This is a genomic window from Cohaesibacter marisflavi (assembly GCF_900115225.1).
GTDB classification, from domain to species: domain Bacteria; phylum Pseudomonadota; class Alphaproteobacteria; order Rhizobiales; family Cohaesibacteraceae; genus Cohaesibacter; species Cohaesibacter marisflavi.
This window is the reverse complement of the sequence record NZ_FOVR01000005.1, coordinates 23,288-39,176: the sequence shown is the minus strand read 5'-3', so window position 1 is coordinate 39,176 and position 15,889 is coordinate 23,288. Positions and strand designations below refer to the sequence as shown.

The 15,889-nt window shown below is 53.2% G+C and carries 18 protein-coding genes; 12 read left to right on the top strand and 6 right to left on the bottom strand.

Annotation, left to right across the window (positions count from 1 at the left end; all coding sequences use genetic code 11):
• Positions 1 to 21: 21 nt before the first annotated feature.
• The 3 genes from BM258_RS11260 to BM258_RS11250 all read right to left on the bottom strand — a co-directional run bounded on the left by BM258_RS11260 (position 22) and on the right by BM258_RS11250 (position 2,563).
• Positions 22 to 630: a cytochrome b/b6 domain-containing protein gene (locus BM258_RS11260; RefSeq protein ID WP_090072676.1), complete on the bottom strand. Its 609-nt coding sequence runs from the start codon at positions 628 to 630 to the stop codon at positions 22 to 24.
• Between the two features lie 83 nt (positions 631 to 713).
• Positions 714 to 1,157, bottom strand: coding sequence for a c-type cytochrome (locus tag BM258_RS11255; protein ID WP_090072293.1), 444 nt, complete (start codon positions 1,155 to 1,157; stop codon positions 714 to 716).
• A gap of 311 nt (positions 1,158 to 1,468) precedes the next feature.
• Positions 1,469 to 2,563, bottom strand: a complete 1,095-nt coding sequence (locus BM258_RS11250) for a saccharopine dehydrogenase (RefSeq protein ID WP_175528038.1) — start codon at positions 2,561 to 2,563, stop codon at positions 1,469 to 1,471.
• 394 nt (positions 2,564 to 2,957) lie between these two features.
• Between BM258_RS11250 and BM258_RS11245 the strand changes: the two genes are divergently transcribed.
• From BM258_RS11245 to trmD, 6 genes are all read left to right on the top strand, one after another.
• Entirely contained in the window at positions 2,958 to 4,121 is a 1,164-nt protein-coding gene (locus tag BM258_RS11245; protein ID WP_175528037.1) for a GGDEF domain-containing protein, read from the top strand.
• Positions 4,122 to 4,163: 42 nt separating this feature from the next.
• Positions 4,164 to 4,793: an HAD family hydrolase gene (locus BM258_RS11240; protein WP_090072288.1), complete on the top strand. Its 630-nt coding sequence runs from the start codon at positions 4,164 to 4,166 to the stop codon at positions 4,791 to 4,793.
• Positions 4,794 to 5,085: 292 nt separating this feature from the next.
• Positions 5,086 to 6,642, top strand: a complete 1,557-nt coding sequence (ffh, locus tag BM258_RS11235) for a signal recognition particle protein (protein ID WP_090072286.1) — start codon at positions 5,086 to 5,088, stop codon at positions 6,640 to 6,642.
• A 114-nt stretch (positions 6,643 to 6,756) separates the two neighbouring features.
• Complete coding sequence (rpsP, locus tag BM258_RS11230; protein WP_090072284.1) at positions 6,757 to 7,164, top strand: 30S ribosomal protein S16; 408 nt, start codon at positions 6,757 to 6,759, stop codon at positions 7,162 to 7,164.
• A gap of 94 nt (positions 7,165 to 7,258) precedes the next feature.
• The gene (gene rimM, locus BM258_RS11225; protein ID WP_090072283.1) at positions 7,259 to 7,870 is read left to right on the top strand and encodes a ribosome maturation factor RimM; all 612 of its coding nucleotides are present in this window, start codon (positions 7,259 to 7,261) and stop codon (positions 7,868 to 7,870) included.
• A gap of 14 nt (positions 7,871 to 7,884) precedes the next feature.
• Complete coding sequence (trmD, locus tag BM258_RS11220) at positions 7,885 to 8,637, top strand: tRNA (guanosine(37)-N1)-methyltransferase TrmD (protein ID WP_090072281.1); 753 nt, start codon at positions 7,885 to 7,887, stop codon at positions 8,635 to 8,637.
• Between the two features lie 25 nt (positions 8,638 to 8,662).
• On the opposite strand, the gene BM258_RS11215 is transcribed toward trmD, so the two are convergent.
• Positions 8,663 to 9,502: a PhzF family phenazine biosynthesis protein gene (locus tag BM258_RS11215; protein ID WP_090072279.1), complete on the bottom strand. Its 840-nt coding sequence runs from the start codon at positions 9,500 to 9,502 to the stop codon at positions 8,663 to 8,665.
• A 123-nt stretch (positions 9,503 to 9,625) separates the two neighbouring features.
• Between BM258_RS11215 and BM258_RS11210 the strand changes: the two genes are divergently transcribed.
• The 5 genes from BM258_RS11210 to BM258_RS11190 all read left to right on the top strand — a co-directional run bounded on the left by BM258_RS11210 (position 9,626) and on the right by BM258_RS11190 (position 14,390).
• Positions 9,626 to 10,072 carry an Lrp/AsnC family transcriptional regulator gene (locus BM258_RS11210; RefSeq protein WP_090072278.1) on the top strand — a complete coding sequence of 149 codons (447 nt, stop codon included), beginning with the start codon at positions 9,626 to 9,628 and terminating at the stop codon, positions 10,070 to 10,072.
• 164 nt (positions 10,073 to 10,236) lie between these two features.
• Positions 10,237 to 11,211 (top strand): MBL fold metallo-hydrolase, encoded by a 975-nt coding sequence (locus tag BM258_RS11205; RefSeq protein ID WP_090072276.1) that lies wholly within the window; start codon positions 10,237 to 10,239, stop codon positions 11,209 to 11,211.
• A 277-nt stretch (positions 11,212 to 11,488) separates the two neighbouring features.
• Positions 11,489 to 11,947, top strand: coding sequence for a 50S ribosomal protein L19 (gene rplS, locus BM258_RS11200; protein WP_090072274.1), 459 nt, complete (start codon positions 11,489 to 11,491; stop codon positions 11,945 to 11,947).
• Positions 11,948 to 12,234: 287 nt separating this feature from the next.
• Positions 12,235 to 13,641 carry a 3-isopropylmalate dehydratase large subunit gene (gene leuC, locus BM258_RS11195; protein ID WP_090072272.1) on the top strand — a complete coding sequence of 469 codons (1,407 nt, stop codon included), beginning with the start codon at positions 12,235 to 12,237 and terminating at the stop codon, positions 13,639 to 13,641.
• A 281-nt stretch (positions 13,642 to 13,922) separates the two neighbouring features.
• Complete coding sequence (locus BM258_RS11190; protein ID WP_090072270.1) at positions 13,923 to 14,390, top strand: GNAT family N-acetyltransferase; 468 nt, start codon at positions 13,923 to 13,925, stop codon at positions 14,388 to 14,390.
• A 27-nt stretch (positions 14,391 to 14,417) separates the two neighbouring features.
• On the opposite strand, the gene BM258_RS11185 is transcribed toward BM258_RS11190, so the two are convergent.
• Complete coding sequence (locus BM258_RS11185) at positions 14,418 to 15,023, bottom strand: TetR/AcrR family transcriptional regulator (protein WP_090072268.1); 606 nt, start codon at positions 15,021 to 15,023, stop codon at positions 14,418 to 14,420.
• An 82-nt stretch (positions 15,024 to 15,105) separates the two neighbouring features.
• On the opposite strand from BM258_RS11185, the gene BM258_RS11180 reads away from it, so the two are divergent.
• Positions 15,106 to 15,336, top strand: a complete 231-nt coding sequence (locus tag BM258_RS11180) for a putative antibiotic biosynthesis monooxygenase (RefSeq protein WP_090072266.1) — start codon at positions 15,106 to 15,108, stop codon at positions 15,334 to 15,336.
• Between the two features lie 122 nt (positions 15,337 to 15,458).
• On the opposite strand, the gene BM258_RS11175 is transcribed toward BM258_RS11180, so the two are convergent.
• Positions 15,459 to 15,878, bottom strand: coding sequence for an EVE domain-containing protein (locus tag BM258_RS11175; protein WP_090072264.1), 420 nt, complete (start codon positions 15,876 to 15,878; stop codon positions 15,459 to 15,461).
• Between the last annotated feature and the right edge of the window lie 11 nt (positions 15,879 to 15,889).

Below are 15,889 nucleotides of genomic sequence, written 5' to 3'. Positions count from 1 at the left end.
CGCTGATAGCGGTGTTTGAAATCAGTCGGTTTCTGCTTTTTTGACCCATTTCCAGCCGGTGATCATGGGCTTGATCAGGTCTTCGCGTTTCCAGACCTTGTAAAAGCCGATAGCGGCGACGTGAACGAGCACCAGCAAGAGCAGGATAGGTGCCAGTGTTTCGTGGATCTCGATGGCCAACGTGGCGGTGTCATAGCCAACATAACTGGCCAGCGGACCGACATTGATATAATCATCGGGATCTCCCATCAGACCTGTTGCGACCTGAGCGATGAGGATACCCATCAAGGCAAAGACTGCCAGAGCGCCGACCGGATTATGGCCGCGCCAGTAGCTGGGTTTGCGTTCCATGATTTTCGAGGCATAGGAGAGCGTTGTTTTCGGGCTATAGATAAAATGGGTAAAGCGCACCACTTTTGGCCCTACCAGTCCCCAGATCAGACGAAAGCCCAGCAGCGCGGCAACAGCATAGCCGAAATAGAAATGCAGGGTCATGATATCCGGGCCAAATTCGCCCAGCCCCCAGGCGGCGACAACGCAAATGAGCAAGGTCCAGTGAAATAGGCGGATGGCTGGATCCCAAAGACGGATGCGTTCCAGATTCGGGTCTTGTTCTGGCTGTTCGTTCATTGTCATAGCCTGTGTTTCGTGCTGCAAATGAATATCAAATAAAGTGGAGCCGGGTATCAACCTATACCCGGCTCCTTTGTTGATTAGTCGCGGAAGCCATCGTGGCAGCTTTTGCAAGAGGCACCAACAGGGCCAAAAGCGGCGGCCAGCTGGGCTTTGCCTTTGCCGGCTTCAGCCTTCAGGTTGGCCGCTGCCGTTGCCAATGCTTCATATTTGGTGGCAAAGCCATCCATGTCTTCCCAAATAACCGGAAGCGCTTCGGTTTTGCCGGGCATGTCTTCGGTGGAAGTGCCTTCAACAAACAGTCCACTGATATCCTGTGTTGTGAGGTCTGCTAGTGCATCTGCATGCTGCTGAGCGGTTGCGGCGTCATAGTCGCCTTTGAGCAGCTTGGCCAGAGGGCCCATGTTGCCACCAAGTTTTTTGAAGTAGGCTTGGCGTTCGGCAACAGCGTCTTCTTTCGGACCAGCGAGGGCTGGTGCAGCAATTAATGACAAAGCGATGGTAGCAAGAGCGATTTTATGCATGGTTGGTCCCCATTATTGCATTAAGTAATCCGGTCAGGTTCGCCAAAAATTTATGGCCTTCAGATTATATAATCAGGCTTTCTACTGATTGAATGGTTTAATTGCATTCAATCAATGAACTTTCCGTGAGAGTTTTCGAAAGGTCGTCTGCAAGTAGAGAAGTCCTTGGTTTCAGTTTTGTGAAAATTCATCATTTTTCGATTGGCAATAAGTCGGTCTGACGGGATTGTTCAAAGAAAAAGGGTGCGATAATTGCTCGCACCCTTGAAACAAGTCAGAAGAAATGTCGGCCTGTGGCCTTGAACAGGCTGTCAGAGATTAGCTTTTGCGCGGACTTCCTCGAATTTGGCTTTGGCGTTCTTCCACTCGATGCCATCATCAAAACGCAGGAGCGAGGTGATGAATTGGTCTGAAAATTCTTCCGCTGCCTGAGCTGGCAAAAGGGAAGGCAAATTGTCGATGGAGGTGACCTCAACAGCGTCGCCCAATCCATTCTTTGCCACTTCAATCACCGGAGCATCCCAACTGGTCGGGGCATTGTAGATCGGCAAGGGATTGAAATCGGAGAATGGATCGCAGGATACGTCGGAAATGACCTTCATCTTTGCGCCTTCTGCCGCTAAATGGGTCTTGTTGGCGAGCAACAGGCCCGGGCCAAACATGAGCACGCAGTTGACCATCATGTCGTGAGAGAGAAGAGCCCGCCGGTCGAGGATGCGGGTTTCCTCGATGTCCCACTTGGTTACTGTCATGCCGATGGCTTCAAGGCATTCGCTAGCCCCTGTGCCGGAACGGCCCTTGGCGCCAATGACGATGGCGGTTGGCAGATCGCCTTCGCCTTCTTCGGCCAACGCTTTCAATCTGTCTATGATCGCCTGCTGGCTTTCGAACGGGGAGACTCCCTTGGTAATCTCATTGCGGCCAGCGCGGCGTTCCAAGAGGCGGAATGCGCCCAGAGCGGCTCCCATCCATCCGGCCCAATAGCCAAAGGCGGCAACGCGGCGTCCGTTTTCGTTGGTCAGGAATTCGATGTCATAAAGCAGGCCTTCGCCATTGACGAAGCGAGCCATCTCCTTTTCCCAGCCGGTCTGGTCTTTGTAGATATGGGCAAAATGGATCATCCGGTGAGGCAGTTTGTCCGGCGTTTCTGCCAGTTCCTTGAGACCGAGAATAACCGTTTCCTTCGGAGCATCCACCCATGAACGCGGCTCGGCGAGGGCGCAGCCTACGGCTTCATAGTCCTCATTGGTGCAGACGCGCTTTTCGCTTTTCTCGACCGTTACGGAAAATCCTTTTTCGATCAGTAATTTGGCATTTTTGGGTGTCAATGCGGTGCGGCGTTCGGTGCTGCGATCTTCGTCACGTAGCCAGAAATGGGCTTTCTGATCTGAAGGTGTAGGTGACATGGGGGGCTCCGTAGGCTTTTTCATCTCCATAAGTCCCTATTTTCCGGCTTGGGGAGATTGTGTTTGTTGTTGGCGACAATGTACCGCTTTTGGCGAAAAATGATAGAGGCGGCCTTGTGAGGAAAAATCATTTGTGTGTGCCCCGTTGGCATTCTGTTCGCGGGCCGGATTGCGCTTTGCTTGAAAAGCTGTGTGGACCGGGCCGTCGCTGAAAGCAGAGTGCTTGTCCTTTTCGCCAAAATGCAATCGATTTCATCGTAACGATTATGATTATTTTTAGAGTTTTGGATTAGCCTGCATGCAACTGGGGGCTCGTTTATCTATGCTTAATGCGCTTGATATTGCGTCTATTTATGCTTGTCTATTTTTATCTTTGCTTGTCTCGGCATCCACGATGGCTGTGGTTTGGCGGACCAATACCGATGAACCGGCCGCTGGATATTGGTTGTTGGCTTATGTTCTGGGTGTTGTGGCTGCTGCCTTTCTGGCATTGCAGGAGATACTGGGATCCTTCGCTCCAGCGTTATGCACGGCTGTGGTGATTACATCCAATTTGGGCATGATTGCCGGTTTTCGGGCCTTTAACGGTCACAAGACGCCGACTTGGCCTTTCTTTGTTGCCCCGTTTGTCTATCTGATTTTGGCTGGTGCGGCGCCCTGGCTCTATTCCGATCCGAATATGAATGCCTTGGTGCAGTCCCTGTTTGTCATGGGCGTCGCCTTTAGCAATGCCCATCTTGTCTTTAATGGTGCTGGCAATCGGGCTTTGCCAATGGCAGTGCCGACATCAATCGTCCTGGTGGTCCATGGCATCATTCGTGGCTTCGTCGTCTTCTTCACACTGACCCAGCCAGCTGCCGTGATCAATGGGCGCATGGAAGCGGGATGGTGGAAGCTGTTCTTGCTGGAAATTTTCTTCAACACAACGATGATGGCGATATCTACGGTGATTCTCATCAAGGACAAGGCTGAAAAGAGACATCGTATCGCATCCGAAACAGATGATTTAACTGGTATCTCCAATCGCCGTGCCTTTGTCAAAGGCATCAATGGCGTACTACCTGATAGCGGACCGGATGCTATTATGGCTATTCTGGATATTGATCATTTCAAGACGATCAATGACACATATGGTCATGATGCAGGCGATAAGGTGCTCATCGACTTTGTGAAGACTACCAAACTGCAATTGCCTACCTCCGCTCTGATGGGGCGTATGGGGGGGGAAGAATTTGCCATCTATTTGGGCGGCAAAGGATATGATCACGCGGCCATTCTGGAGAGAGTGCGACGTAAAATCGAGCAGACCTCCTTTGATTATAAGGGTGCCCCGATTAGTTTCACTTTGAGTATAGGCTATGTGTCAGTGAAAACAGTCGGGAAAAGCTTTGATCATCTGTTCACCGCAGCTGATTATGCTATGTATCTTGCCAAGAAGGACGGACGCAATCGCGTTCTGGCCTACAAACCTTCCATGCGCATTCGCGAAGTGATGGATGACAACCTCATGACAGCCGGTGTTTTCTCCGAGCCGACGATGATTAGCAAGGCTGTCTGACTTTTCTTCGCAAACGCAGCCAGACAATGACAGTGGTTTTTCATGACTTCTCTATTCTTCGACCTTGATGGCACTCTGACCGACCCAAAGGCAGGCATCATCAGCTCCACCCATTATGCTCTCGACAAGCTCGGGATTTCCGAGGTTCCGGACGATCTCGACTGGGTCATCGGCCCCCCATTGCCGGAAAGCTTTGCTGTGATGGTTGGTCCCGAACGCGCAGAAGAGGGGGTCCTTGCCTATCGCGAGCATTATTCGGTGACAGGGCTGTATGAAAATGAGGTCTATGCGGGCATTCCGGAGCTTCTGAGTGAGTTGAAGGCGGCAGGGCATCCGCTTTATGTGGCAACCTCCAAGCCGCATGTCTTTGCCAATCCGATTCTGGAGCGCTTTGAATTGGCCTCCTATTTTGATGCCGTGTTCGGGGCCGAGCTGGATGGAACACGAGGCAACAAGGCCGATCTTCTGACCTATGCGCTAGAAAAGACCGGCGCCAATGCGTCAAGCTCGGTGATGATCGGAGACCGCAAGCATGATATTCTGGGTGGCAAGGCCAACGGCATGAAGACCGTTTCCCTGCTCTGGGGCTATGGCTCCAGAGAAGAGTTTGAGACGGCGGGAACAGACAAGATTGTCGCCACCATTGATGAATTGCGTGCTGAACTTTTGTAAAAAGGCCTGAAATCTGGCCTTTTCATTGCATTCAGCGCTGAATCCAGTTGACGCAGAGAGCAATATTGCGTAGAAACCGCCCATTCTCATCACGAGACAAGACAATTTGAGCCACTGACCCGGTCCCGCAAAGGTGTAAAGAGAACCGGGAAGTCCACATCCGACAGCGCGTTGCGCCCTCGGATGTATTTTTGCTATGCGGTTTTCTTTAGGGGATCTGCTTGGCAGATGAGGCGGAAAGGCCCAAATTGGAAAGATGTCTTACTGATGGGAAGCAACGAAGGAGCAATGCATGTTTGAATCGCTATCAGATCGCCTAAGCGGCATTTTTGACAAGCTCTCCAAGCGCGGTGCGCTTAGCGAGTCCGATGTCAATGCTGCCCTGCGCGAAGTTCGTCGCGCCCTGATCGAAGCGGACGTTGCTCTGGATGTCGTGCGCCAGTTCACCGAGCAGGTGAAACAGAAGGCGGTTGGCGTTGAAGTGATTAAGTCGGTCAGCCCAGGGCAGATGGTGATCAAGCTGGTGCATGACCAGATGGTCGAGATGCTCGGCGCCGATGCCAAGGTTATTGATCTGAATGCGCCATCGCCAGTGCCCATCATGATGGTTGGTCTGCAGGGGTCTGGTAAAACCACCTCGACGGCCAAGATCGCGTTGCGCTTGCAGACCCGCGATCGCAAGAAAGTTTTGATGGCCTCGCTCGATACCCGCCGTCCTGCCGCGCAGGAACAGCTGCGGGTGCTTGGTGAACAGAATGACATCGCGACGCTGCCGATTGTGGCTGGCCAGACGCCAACACAGATTGCAGAACGCGCCATCAATGCCGCCAAGCTCGGTGGCTTTGATGTGGTCATGCTCGATACCGCTGGCCGGACCCATGTGGATGAGCCTCTCATGGTTGAGATGGAAGAAATCCGCAAGGTCACCAACCCGCATGAAATTCTGCTGGTTGCCGATAGCCTGACCGGTCAGGACGCCGTCAATGTGGCCAAAAGCTTTGACGAACGCTGCGATGTCACCGGCATCGTGCTGACCCGTGTTGATGGTGACGGACGCGGTGGTGCGGCTCTTTCCATGCGCGCGGTTACCGGCAAGCCGATCAAGCTGATGGGTACCGGCGAAAAAGCAGATGCGCTGGAAGAATTCCATCCCGAACGTATTGCCGGCCGTATTCTGGGCATGGGCGATATCGTTTCGCTGGTTGAAAAAGCAGCCGAAAATATCGATGCCGAGAAGGCTGCCGCCGCTGCTGAAAAGCTGCGCAAAGGCAAATTCGATCTTGAGGATCTCAAGGATCAGTTGGGCCAGATGGCCAAGCTGGGCGGTATGAGCGGCATCATGGGATTGATGCCGGGTATCGGCAAACTGAAAAAGCAGATGTCGGCTGCCAATCTTGATGATTCCGTCGTCAACCGTCAGGTGGCGATCATCAATTCCATGACCCGGGCCGAGCGGCGCAATCCCAAGCTGCTCAATGCAAGCCGCAAGAAGCGCGTTGCCGCTGGTGCTGGCGTGCAGGTGTCCGAAATCAACAAGCTTCTCAAAATGCATCGCCAGATGGCGGACATGATGAAGATGCTGGGCAAGAAGAAGGGCGGCCTTGGCGGCCTGTTCGGTGGCGGCATGCCCCAGGTAGATCCTGCCCAGCTTGAAGAAATGCAGAAATCCGGCCAGATGCCCGATATGGGTGATATGGCCAAAGGAATGGGCGGTGGCCTGCCTGGTGGCGGTCTCCCCGGTGGTCTTCCAGGAGGATTACCCGGCGGTATGCCAGGTCTTCCCGGTCTGGGCGGCCCTAAATTTCCCGGTCTGGGCGGTATGCCCGGCAAAGGTAAGAAGAAACGCTAAGCCGGGTCTGTTCCAAGATCCCGTTTGCATCCAATACAAGGCCAAGGACTGCTGGCAGTCGCTAAAAAGTTGGCCATTGAAACAAGAATATGCCGAATTTGGAAAGGAAACTCCATGGCACTGAAAATTCGTCTGGCCCGCGGCGGCTCCAAAAAACGTCCTTACTACCGCATCGTTATCGCTGATGTGCGCTCTCCTCGTGATGGCCGCTTCATCGACAAAGTTGGGTCTTACAACCCGCTGCTTCCAAAAGATTCCGAACAGCGCGTTCAGCTCGACGTAGAGCGCATCCAGCACTGGATCGAAAAAGGCGCAAAGCCGACCGACCGTGTTCTGCGCTTCCTTGATGCTGCTGGTCTGGCAACCCGTCCTGCTCGTAACAACCCGAAAAAAGCTCTGCCGGGTGCGAAAGCTCAGGAACGTCTTGAAGAACAGCGCATGAAAGAAGAAGAAGCAGCTGCTGCAGCTGCCGAGGCTGCTGCTGAAGCAGAAGCTCCGGCTGAAGAAGCAAGCGCTGAGTAATCTTCGCTTTTTTGAGGGAGTGCGGCCCGCTATGGCCGGACTCCCTTTTTGATTCCGGATTCTTGTAATCCGGCAGCCGGCAAGGAGTAGTGTCATGGCCAAGGGTCCTACCGATCCTCAGGGCAAGGTTTGTATTGCCCAGTTTGGAGCTGCGCACGGAATACGCGGCGAGGTGCGGGTCAAGCTGTTTGCTGATGATCCCGATGCTTTGTTCGCTTATGGACCTCTGGAAACGGCGGACGGGACGCGCCAGTTCGAATTTCTGTCGGCGCGGGAATCCAAGACCGTTTTTGTCTGTCGCGTCAAAGGGCTCAACAATCGCAATGATGTTGAAGCGCTCACCGGAACGCGGCTTTATGTCGATCGGGAACAGCTGCCCGAGCTTGAGGAGGAGGAATTCTATCATTCCGATCTCATCGGGCTGGACGCGCGGCTTGAAGATGGCTCGTCAATTGGCTCCATCGTGGCGATCCATGATTTTGGCGCAGGCGATATGCTTGATGTCATGCCCAAACGTGGCAAAGGCTACTATATTCCATTCACCCGCGAGGTTGTGCCCGAAGTGAAGGTTTCGCAGGGCTATGTTCTTGTCATGCCGCCTGAAGGTTTGCTGGACGAGCCGGACGAAGACGAGAAGGCGCAGGAAGGTGAGGGGGTCGATTTTTCCAAGACCCCTGAATTGCTGGATGGCCTCAAGAAAGAATAGGAACTCCAAGGATCATGTCGGAAGCAAATCCATTTGAGAAGGATGAGCCGGAAGGCTTGAAAACGCCTTGGCGTGCCAGTGTTCTGACCCTTTATCCCGATATGTTTCCCGGACCTCTGGGCACGTCTCTTGCCGGACGGGCACTGGAGAATGAAATCTGGTCGCTGGAGGCAGTTCACATCCGCGACTTCGCCGAAGGCAAGCATCGCAACGTGGATGACACGCCCGCTGGCGGCGGTGCCGGCATGGTGTTGCGGCCCGATGTGGTTTCCCGCGCGATTGATCATGTGACGGGTGAGGGGGATACCCGCCCGCGTATTCTGTTGTCTCCCCGTGGCAAAGCCTTGACGCAGGAAAAGGTGCACCAGCTTAAAGAGGCTGGTGGTGTGATTCTGCTTTGTGGTCGGTTTGAAGGGGTTGATCAGCGGGTGATTGACGGTCGCGAACTGGAAGAGATTTCCATTGGCGACTATATCCTTTCCGGCGGCGAATTGGGCGCGATGGTGCTGATGGATGCCGTTGTGCGTCTTCTGCCCGGTGTCATGGGCAAGATCGCTTCAGGGGAAGAGGAAAGCTTCGAGAGCGGTTTGCTGGAATATCCCCATTACACGCGCCCGACTGAATGGGAAGGACGGGAAATCCCCGAAATCCTAACCTCTGGCCATCATGGCAAGATTGCCGAATGGCGGCAGAAAAAGGCCATCGAGCTGACGAAAGAACGCCGCCCTGATCTCTATGAATCTTGGCTAGCGAAGAGAGAGAGCTGAGCGCTCTCTCGTTTTCTGTTTTCACTTAGCTCTGGTCTTCAATCTCTGAGGATGTTCCGCCGACAAAAACCGGACTGCCTATCGGGGCGGTAAATTGCACATTGATGCGCGAAGGACGGCCCATGTCTGCGCCTTGCAGAATGGTCAACTCGGTTCGCCCGGTCAGGCCTTCGTCGCGCAACATGCCTGCGATGGCTGCGGCCGCAGCCCCTGTTGCCGGGTCTTCCAGAACGCCGCCTGAGGCAAAGGCATTTCTGGCATGGAACAGATCTTCGCTTTCCCGCCAGACAAAGACAACCGTCACCAGACCATGTCGCTGCATGAAGGCGCGCCCAGCTGCGAGATCATAGTGCATGCGAGCCAGCTGTTCTCGGCTTTTCAGCGCAAAAAAGAGATGGGCCGCACCGGCATTGATCCGCCTTGCCGGAAGTACGGGGTCCAGATCGTCCCGTTTGTAACCGAACAAGTCAAGCGCTTCATCGATGACGGTCTCACCGACTGGTTCACTATGGGTCGGCCGTGAGCTGAGGGTAGACTGGCTTTGTCCATTCTCCATGCTGGCGGTTACGTCAATGTCCCCCTCCGAGAGGGAGAGCTGATAGCGTCCTGCTCCATGCTCTTTGGCGAGCACAGCGCCCAATGCGATTGTTGCGTGACCGCAAAAGGGCACCTCCGATTCGGGCGAGAAATAGCGTGTTGTCCAACTCTCGCCATCTGGCGCAGCAAACACCGTTTCCGAGTAGCCAACTTCGGCTGCCACCTTCTGCATGTCTTCATTCTTGGGAAGCGCGTCGAGCAGGACGACGCCAGCCGGATTTCCACCCAGGCCGTTTTCTATAAAAGCCGCGATGCGTTGTATCTTCATTTCTATCACTCCTGTTTGTTGCCACTATGATAGAAGATGTCTGATGGGGTGTATCGGTGGTTTGTTATCTCGTTCTGCGCTATTTTATTGTTCTTGAGAGGTATAATCTATAAATTGGCTTACATGACAGATTTTGTTGCTGATGATATAGACCGCGCCATCCTAGATTTGCTCTACAGGGATTCCCGCATGAGCTTGCGCTCTATCGGTGCTGCGGTTGGTCTGGCTGCGCCCTCGATTCGTGATCGTATTCTGCGGATGGAAGATCTGGGCGTGATCGAAGGATTTGGCATTCGGATCAACCGGCGTAAACTGGGCTATACGCTCGAAGCCATTTTGCGGGTGGAGCCTCTGCCGGGCAAATTGCATAGCGTGGAGAAGACGCTCGAGGCATTGCCGGAGATTGTCGAATGTTCTGTCGTAACGGGTGAAGACTGTTTCGTTGCGCGTCTGGTTTTGCGCGAAATCGGTGACTTGGACCGATTGCTCGGACCACTACATGATATGGCGCGGACCAAAACCAGCATTGTGCATCGCCAGCCCGTGCCGCTGCGCAATCCGCCTGTGTGATTTCCACTGTGTCATCTGGCTGTGTGATCTGGGCCCTGTTCTGCTTGCATTTTTCAAAAGCATACATACCTCATCAAGCATAGAAGGTCTGTATTCGGCTGTTTCTTTCTCTTAAGAGCTGCCGTGGTTTTGATCGAGCAAAGCAATTTCAAGGCAATGGATTCATGGAAGAAAAAAACGCAAAAGCATCCAATCGTGTGAAGGGCAGATTTCAAAATCCGCCGGGAAGCCCCAAAGGGGGTGCAACATTTGGCGATTTTGCCCGTTTTCTGTATCAGCAGACCTTCAAGACCAAGGCGCCGGAGGTGCCTGATTGGCATGTGGTGGACCATGGCGAGACGCAAGCGCAGCTTTCATCCGCCAGCAATCCCAGCGTAACATGGTTGGGCCATGCGTCCTTTCTCATTAGAACCGGTGGCAAAATTCTCCTCACCGATCCCTTTTTGCAGGAAAGAGCCGGCAAAATGGGAATGGGTCCGAAGCGTTTCGTGCCGGCAGCCTTGAGCGTGGAGCAACTGCCCAAGGTTGATATTTTGCTGATGAGCCACAACCATTATGATCATCTGGATGAAAAGACCATCGATGCTTATCCCTATAAGGGGGAGACGCAGGTGATCGTCCCGCTCGGACTGGGTTCGTTTTTCACCCGCCGTGGCTATAAGAGGGTGGTTGAGCAGGACTGGTGGGATGAATGGATGATGCCGGGCTTGTCGATCAAGACATTGCCAGCGGTGCATTTCTCCGGTCGCGGCTTGTTTGATCGCAAAAAGACCCTATGGGCCAGCTTTGCAATTGAAACACCCGATGGGAAAATCTGGTTTTCCGGTGATACGGCCGCCGGAGAGATTTTCAAGGATGTAGGCGAGAAGGCGGGGCCGTTTGACTATGCCATTGTTGGTATTGGCGCCTATGAACCACCTTCCATCATGGTTGAGGTGCATGCAACGCCAGAAGAGGCCATCTCCATTGCCCGCGCGGTGGGGGCCAAAAAGGCCATCGGTATGCATTGGGGTACCATCATGCTGACACCAGAGGACCCGTTCGAGGCACCGGTTCGTTTTCGTCAGGCTGCGATTGATCAGGGCTTTGGCGAGGAAAATGCCGTGATCCTGAAGATTGGAGAAACCCGCTCCCTGTAAAGGGTTTGTAAGGTGTATTTGTGTTGGTGAGATTTGAAAACAGGTTGTTATTGAAGCAAAAGCGGGTGCATTCGCGCTTCTGGTGCAATTAGTGCCGAAAAGCGCCGATTTGAGTCACTTTTGGGGGTGACAAACGGTGCTGCATTGGGTATAGACCCCCAAATCTGATTTCCAACAAGTACGGCGAAACGGGCCTTTGTGGCAAGGCGGGCATCAATGAGCCCAACGGGACTGCTTAGGACGCTCTGGTCGTAGTGATACAACAAGAGTGAACATCATGAATATCATTGAAGAGCTCGAAAAAGAGCAAATGGCCGAAATCGCTGCAAAACGCGAAATCCCTGAATTCTCCGCTGGCGACACTGTTCGCGTAAACGTGCGCGTGACCGAAGGTACCCGTACCCGTGTGCAGGCCTATGAAGGCGTTTGCATCGCTCGTACCGGCGGCGGCCTGAACGAGGCTTTCACCGTCCGCAAAATTTCCTATGGCGAAGGTGTTGAGCGTGTATTCCCGGTTTTCAGCCCGATGCTTGAAGGTGTTGAAGTGATCCGCCGCGGTAAAGTCCGTCGTGCGAAACTCTACTATCTGCGCGGTCGTCGTGGTAAATCCGCTCGTATCGTTGAGGCAACCAACTCTCGCGCTCGCAAGCTGAACGACGTTGCCAAGGCAAAGGTTGCTGAAGCACGCGCTGCCAAGAAAGCAGAAGCTGCTGCAGCCAAGGCTGACGCTGAATAAGCCCGACTGTCCGGTTTGATTGTTAATATATGAAGAAGCCCGATACCGTGCCGGTGTCGGGCTTTTTTGTATCGAAATTGCGCCTGATCGGAATTTTTCATTAGAATATTGCTTGACCTTGACCACCGATTTATCGCAATACAAACACAATCCACATTTGGGCGTGTCTGGCAAGATGGGTCTATCTCGCTAAAGAGAGCCATTTGCCACCAGTCTTTTGACCAAAAAGTCAGGTTACAGATGCAGCCCATTTTCGAAATCGTTTGTTAAGAGGACTGATGACGAGCATGTCTGCACCTAAGACCCTTTATGACAAAATCTGGGACTCCCATGTGGCTGATCAACAGGAAGACGGCACATGCCTGCTCTATATTGATCGCCATCTCGTTCATGAGGTCACCTCGCCGCAGGCCTTTGAAGGCTTGCGCATGGCAAACCGTAAGGTGCGCGCACCACAGCGTACGCTGGCCGTTGTTGACCACAATGTCCCGACGACCGATCGCACCAAGGGTATTGATGATCCGCAGTCCAAGCTGCAGGTGGAAACGCTCGCCGCAAATGCTGTCGAGTTCGGTGTGGAATATTATGACGAGCTGGATAACCGTCAAGGTGTTGTTCATATCGTTGGCCCGGAACAGGGCTTTACGCTGCCGGGCATGACCATCGTTTGTGGTGACTCGCACACGTCCACCCACGGCGCTTTTGGCTCTCTGGCTCACGGCATCGGCACCTCGGAGGTCGAGCATGTGTTGGCGACCCAGACGCTGGTGCAGAAAAAAGCCAAGAATATGAAGGTCGAAGTCAATGGCAAGCTGGGCGAAGGCGTAACAGCTAAAGACATCGTTCTGGCCATTATCGGCAAGATCGGCACTGCAGGCGGTACCGGCCATGTGATTGAATTCCGTGGTGAAGCCATTCGCGGCTTGTCCATGGAAGGCCGTATGACCGTGTGTAACATGGCCATTGAAGGCGGGGCACGCGCTGGTCTGATCGCACCGGACGAAACAACCTTCAACTATATCAAGGGCCGCCCGAAAGCACCGAAAGGGGCTGATTGGGACAAGGCACTGGAATTCTGGAAAACCCTCTATACGGATGAGGATGCCACATTCGATACGGTTGTTACGCTGGATGCTGCATCGTTGCCGCCAATCGTTTCATGGGGCACGAGCCCTGAGAATGTGACGACCATTGATGGTTCCACACCGGATCCGGAAAAGATTGAAGATGAAGGACGCCGCAATGCTGTTCTGCGTGCGTTGGACTATATGGGTCTTAAGCCAAACACCAAGATGACCGACATTGCCGTCGATCGTATCTTCATTGGCTCCTGCACCAACGGTCGCATTGAAGATTTGCGCGCTGCTGCTGATATCTTCAAGGGACGCAAGGTCAAGGAAGGCATCAATGCGATGATCGTGCCGGGCTCGGGCCTGGTCAAGGTGCAGGCCGAAGAAGAAGGTCTGGACAAGATCTTCATCGAAGCTGGTTGCGAATGGCGTGAGCCGGGTTGCTCCATGTGCCTTGCCATGAATGCTGACAAGCTGGCTCCGGGTGAGCGTTGTGCATCAACATCCAACCGTAACTTCGAAGGTCGCCAGGGCTTCAAGGGCCGCACCCATCTGGTTTCTCCGGCCATGGCTGCTGCGGCTGCGGTTGCGGGTCATTTTGTTGATGTGCGCGATCTGGACTGATTGGCTTACGGCGGATTTGGGATCTCGGTCTGATCTGCTGGATTTATAGCCTGTTTTCATGGACGAAAGGCCGGGTCGCGCGATCCGGCTTTTTTTGTTCCTATGCTTTGGTTTGGTACGGCTTGGATAAATGGGGAAGGTGCTGCACAATGGATTGTGTAATTTGCTGCACTATTTACCATAGAGATAGTCTAATGAATTGATCGCTGCTGGATAGAAGGCAACCGGCATGTTTTGCCAGCCAAGATTTTTAGTGGCCTTAAATCGATACGGGAGTGAGAATGAGCGAATTTTTGACCAAGATCCTGGAACTGGATGCAGCCCTCGAGCTGGCTCCTTTGATTTCGGCTTACGCACAGGAGCGCAAACGCGGTGCACCTCGCCAGCCAGATATGTTTTACGCGGAAACCTTGCTGACCGATCGGACCGCAGAGGTTATAGGCGCTTATGTGAATGGTAAATTGAGTGCGTTCTGCACCTTCTTTGATTTGCCAGAAACCATTTCCGGCAAACGGGTCGGGCATGTTGATATTCTGTATGTCGATTATGATGCGCGTGGCATTGGTGTGACCAAGTCCGTCATCGAAGCCTTGGTGAAAATCGGCTATGAGCGCAACTGGCTTGAGCTGCAGTGGAATGACCCCAATGCGGTGCAACAGGAAAAGATTGCGGAAATTTCCCATCTTTCCACGACAGCTTCGATTCGTCTCAGCATTGGCATTCACGAAGAACATACCAAGGTGCAATAATAGACATGACCCCTTTTTCTTCGGGGCTTATGTCTCATCACTATTGGCGAGCATTTTGATATGCTCGTCAATTGACTCATCCAGCCGGTTGTTGAGCAGCCTTTGCCACAATAGGCCGATGACAAGCTCGGCTCTTGTGGTGGGATCTTCATTTTGGGGAATCTCGCCCCGCTGTTGAGAGCGCGTGACCACAGCGGCTAGCGCTTCAAGCCTTTCGGCGTGATAGTCTTTCAGTTTTTCCGCGACATCTGGATCCGACTGGGATTCAGCGATGATGGCTTTGAAAAACAGCCCATTCTCTCCCTGCCAAATCTCTATAAGATCCTTTGCAAAATGCAGGAAATCTTCATAGAGCGAGCCTGTATCTCTGTAGCATACGGACGGTTTCTTGCGTTGGTAGACCGCAAGCAGAAGAGCGCCACGGCTGGGCCACCATCTGTAGAGCGTCGCCTTGCCTGCCTTGGCCTTGCGAGCAACCGCTTCCATGCGCAGGCCTCCGATGCCTTTTTCCGCGATGATATCAGCTGCCGCATCCAGAATAGCTGTCTCGGTATCGGGGTTTTTTTTGGCCCCTATCGAGTGGCGGGTTTTCTTGTTTTCTTTGTGGTCCGGGTCTTCAGTTTCGGTAGTCATGATTTTCCTCTTGACGAAACGGAACGTATCGTTCATATAAAGATCTATTAAACGGAACGGATCGTCTCGAAAGGAAGATCGCATGAATATGACTGCACGTAAACCGTCCCGCGCCCGTTTTGCGCTGATGATTCTGCTTTTTGTCTATCCGCTGGTGACCCTGTTGCTTTATGGGATAGCGGCGATGACACCGCAATGGCAGCTTTGGCAACGGGCGATGATCATGGTGCCGCTCGTGGTGATCGCCATGGTGTATCTCATCATCCCGTTCATTCAGCAGCGGATGCAGGCATTTATCACAGTCAGGGCGTAAATGAGGGGGAGCTGGTGTGTGGTGACCAGTTCTTCTGGTCAAAAGCGCGGAAGGGAATAAAGGCAAAGAAAAAGGGGAAGCTGGATGAACCGGCTTCCCCTTTTTCTTGATCTATTGCTCGCTCAAGGATCAACGCCAGCCATCTCGCAGACGATTTTCCATTCTTCGTCTGATACGGGTTGAACGGAGAGTCGGGAATTATTGACCAGAATCATATTGCCAAGCTCGGGATGATTCTTGCAATCTTCCAGCGTGACAGGTGTCTTGACCGGTTTGACGGCCTTGATGTCAACGCATTCCCATTTGCCGGTGTCATCGGTCGTGTCCGGATGAACTTCAGCGCACACTTCAATGATGCCGACGATCTGCTTTTCGTTCACCGAGTGATAGAAAAAGCCTTTTTCACCGAGCTTCATTTTGCGCATGTTGTTGCGTGCCTGATAGTTGCGCACGCCGTCCCATTGTTCACCTTCCTCGCCTTTTGCCATTTGCTGGTCCCAGCCCCAGGTGTTGGGCTCGGATTTGAAAAGCCAGTAAGCCATATGCCTCTCCG